The sequence below is a fragment of the Amycolatopsis sp. SID8362 genome (assembly GCF_010550475.1).
Classification (GTDB): Bacteria; Actinomycetota; Actinomycetes; order Mycobacteriales; family Pseudonocardiaceae; genus Amycolatopsis; species Amycolatopsis eburnea.
The window spans coordinates 1-2001 of sequence record NZ_JAAGNB010000754.1 but is presented as its reverse complement, the minus strand read 5'-3'; the positions used below and the strand labels follow the sequence as shown (position 1 = coordinate 2001).

1 protein-coding gene is annotated in these 2001 nt (G+C 75.6%); it reads left to right on the top strand.

Translation table 11 applies throughout. The features are described 5' to 3' along the window. Positions 1 to 2001, top strand: a 2001-nt coding sequence (locus tag G3I65_RS23480; RefSeq protein WP_160698021.1) for a type I polyketide synthase, incomplete at both ends; no start/stop codon positions are given.

The following is a 2001-nucleotide window of genomic DNA, read 5'->3' as shown; positions in this document are numbered from 1 at the left end:
ACACTCGGCGAGCTGCTGCCGGACCTCGACGCGGCGAGCCTGGACGCCGTCCGGGCCGCGTTCACCGACCAGCTCGGCCCGGAAGCGCCGGAGTCCGCGATCGGGCTGGTGCCCAACCTCGCGGCGTCGCGGCTGGCCAACCGCCTCGACCTGCGCGGCCCGGCGTACACAGTGGACGCCGCGTGCGCGTCCTCGCTGATCGCCGTCGACCACGCCGTCCGGGAACTCGCCAGCGGACGCTGCGACGTCGTCCTCGCCGGCGGCGTGCACCACTGCCACGACATCACCTTCTGGAGCGTGTTCACCCAGCTCGGCGCGCTGTCGCCGACCGAGCGCATCCGGCCGTTCCACCGCGACGCCGACGGCGTGCTCATCGGCGAAGGCACCGGCGTCGTCGTGCTCAAGCGCCTCGCCGACGCCGAACGCGACGGCGACCGCGTCTACGCCGTGATCACCGGGACCGGCGTCGCTTCCGACGGGCGGACCGCGAGCCTCGCCAACCCGGACTCCGGCGGTCAGGTCCGCGCGGTCCGCCAGGCCTGGGCCGCGGCCGGGCTCGACCCCGCCGCGCCGGACTCGCTCGGCCTCCTGGAAGCCCACGGCACCGCGACCCCGGCCGGCGACGCGGCCGAACTCGCGACGCTGCAAGAGGTCTTCGGCACGCGGGGCGAAGCGGTCCTCGGCTCGGTCAAGTCGATGATCGGGCACACCATGCCCGCGGCCGGCATCGCCGGGCTGGTCAAGGCCGCGCTGGCCGTGCACCACGGCGTCCTGCTGCCCACCCTGCACTGCGACGACCCGCACCCCGGCCTCGCGCGGACCCGGTTCTCCACTTTGGACACCGCGAAGGACTGGGACGCGGCCGTGCGCCGGGCCGGGGTCAACGCGTTCGGGTTCGGCGGGATCAACGCCCACGTCGTGCTGGAACAGGCCCCGGGCCGCCCGCAGCCCGCGGCGGTCGTCCGCGAGCCGGAGCGGGTGCTGCGCCTGGCCGCCCGCGGCGTCGACGAGCTGCGTGATCTCCTGGACGCGCCCGGAACGCCGCCGATCGGCGAGGGCCCGGTCCGGCTGGGCATCGTCGACCCGACGGAGAAGCGCCTGGCACTGGCCAGGAAGGTCCTCACCCGCGGCCGGCCCTGGCGCGGCCGCAACGACATCTGGTTCGCCGACCGCCCGCTGCTCGGCCCGGGCGGCGGGAAGGTCGCGTTCGTGTTCCCCGGCCTGGAGTCGGAACTGGCGCTGAACTGCGGGGACGTCTCCCGCCACTTCGGGCTGCCGTGGCAGCACGCGGACGTCGAAGTCGGCGACGTCGGCCGCCAGGGCACGGCGGTCTTCGAGCTGGGACGGCTGCTCCACGCCGCGCTCGGCCGCCTCGGCGTCGTCCCGGACGCGGTCGCCGGGCACAGCCTGGGGGAGTGGACGGCGATGGCCGTCGCCGGCGTGCACGCTCAAGGCGAGGTCGACGCGTTCCTCGCCGGGTTCGACCCCGACGCGCTCGTCGTCCCCGGCCTCGCCTTCGCCGCGATCGGCGCGCCCGCGCCGAAGGTCACCGAGGAACTGGCCGGGCGCACGGACGTCGTGCTCTCCCACGACAACTCGCCCAACCAGGCCATGATCTGCGGCCCCGCCGCCGCCGTGGCCGCGCTCGTCACCCGCTTCCGCGACGCCGGGATCGTCGCGCAGGTGCTGCCGTTCCGCTCCGGGTTCCACACGCCGATGCTGCGGCCCTACCTCGGCCCGATCCGCGACGCGGCCGCCCGGTTCACCCTGCACCCGCCGCGGCTGCCGATCTGGTCGGCGACGACGGTCGCCCAGTACCCGGCCGCCGAAGCGGACGTCCGCGAGCTGTTCGTGCGGCACCTGCTGGAACCGGTCCGCTTCCGCCCGCTCGTGCGGGCGCTGCACGCCGCCGGGTTCCGCGCGTTCGTCCAGGTCGGCGCGGGCCAGCTCGGCTCGCTCGTCGGCGACACCCTGCACGGCGAGGAACACCTGGTCGTGGCG